We start from the raw sequence: 1394 nt of genomic DNA on the forward strand, positions 1-1394 counted from the left end.
GACGGATACTAATCGGTCGAGGACTTAACTTACTTGATGATGTATTGCTTCTTATCTAGTTTTGAAGGTATATGCCTATCAATATCATATTTGTCCGGTGACGATGGCAGAGAGGTCACACCTGTTCCCATTCCGAACACAGAAGTTAAGCTCTCTAGCGCCGATGGTAGTTGGGGTTTTTCCCCTGCAAGAGTAGGACGTTGCCGGGCAATATACATAGTAAGTCACTTCTTGATCATCTTAATAGGTGATTAGCTAAAATATAATTGGATTTATATTTTATTTTTTTGTATAATTAATAGCTAGGAAGCAAGTGCAAATTTTTATTCGTTTACTACATTCCAGCGTAGCGAACCGTAAACATCCTGAAGAATCTTCTGAGTAGGTTTGCGAGGAGTGGACACACGACGAGCACTGAGCATATTAAGCGAAGCGTGCACCACACGAGATTTCATTACTACATTCCAGCGTAGCTCAGTGGTAGAGCAGTTGGCTGTTAACCAATTGGTCGCAGGTTCGAATCCTGCCGCTGGAGCCATTGCTTCCTTAGCTCAGTCGGTAGAGCGCATCCATGGTAAGGATGAGGTCGCCGGTTCAAGTCCGGCAGGAAGCTTTTATGTAGCACATGGCCCGTTGGTCAAGTGGTTAAGACACCGCCCTTTCACGGCGGTAACACGGGTTCGAATCCCGTACGGGTCATATTTATTGGAGGATTAGCTCAGCTGGGAGAGCACCTGCCTTACAAGCAGGGGGTCGCAGGTTCAAGTCCTGCATCCTCCACCATATATGCCGGCCTAGCTCAACTGGTAGAGCAACTGACTTGTAATCAGTAGGTTGGGGGTTCAAGTCCTCTGGCCGGCACCATTTAAAGCGGAGGGGTAGCGAAGTGGCTAAACGCGGCGGACTGTAAATCCGCTCCCTCAGGGTTCGGGAGTTCGAATCTCTCCCCCTCCATTTTATTGGGCTATAGCCAAGCGGTAAGGCAACGGGTTTTGGTCCCGTCATTCCCAGGTTCGAATCCTGGTAGCCCAGTGCATTTAATGAAAAGTGCTATTCAGTCAAGGTTCAGACTGAATAGCACTTTTTTTTATGTGTGATTATATGGTTTGTAGCAAACCATATGGATAATTATTGATTGTTTTTTTGAATAAATATTCACCAATTTGTCCAGTTGAACCAAAAGAATAATATGTTTAAAATGATTGCAGCAAGAGGAGGCAAACTCAAATGAAAAACGTTGGAATTTTAGGTGTACCAATTACGATAGGACAACCGAATAAAGGTGTCGATCTCGGTCCTGATGCCATTCGGCATGCGGGTTTGTATACAGTGTTACAAAACTTGAAAGCGGTTTACCAAGACTACGGTAACGTACAGATTGAAAACAAAGAGTC

General features: G+C 44.8%; 1 protein-coding gene, 7 tRNA genes and 1 rRNA gene. All 9 read left to right on the plus strand.

Annotated elements, in window-relative coordinates:
* Positions 1-93 precede the first annotated feature (93 nt).
* Positions 94-209 (plus strand): 5S ribosomal RNA (gene rrf / locus KC820_RS07010).
* A gap of 254 nt (positions 210-463) precedes the next feature.
* A tRNA-Asn gene (locus tag KC820_RS07015) sits at positions 464-538 on the plus strand.
* A gap of 2 nt (positions 539-540) precedes the next feature.
* A tRNA-Thr gene (locus KC820_RS07020) sits at positions 541-613 on the plus strand.
* Between the two features lie 14 nt (positions 614-627).
* Positions 628-699: transfer RNA gene (locus KC820_RS07025), tRNA-Glu, on the plus strand.
* Positions 700-707: 8 nt separating this feature from the next.
* Positions 708-783, plus strand: a tRNA-Val gene (locus tag KC820_RS07030).
* Between the two features lie 5 nt (positions 784-788).
* Positions 789-864, plus strand: a tRNA-Thr gene (locus KC820_RS07035).
* A gap of 8 nt (positions 865-872) precedes the next feature.
* A tRNA-Tyr gene (locus KC820_RS07040) sits at positions 873-954 on the plus strand.
* A 6-nt stretch (positions 955-960) separates the two neighbouring features.
* Positions 961-1032 (plus strand) — tRNA-Gln (locus KC820_RS07045).
* A 195-nt stretch (positions 1033-1227) separates the two neighbouring features.
* On the plus strand, positions 1228-1394 hold a 167-nt coding region (locus KC820_RS07050; RefSeq protein WP_212369670.1), incomplete at its 3' end, for an arginase family protein.

This window comes from Allobacillus saliphilus (assembly GCF_018138385.1).
Lineage (GTDB): Bacteria > Bacillota > Bacilli > Bacillales > Alkalibacillaceae > Allobacillus > Allobacillus saliphilus.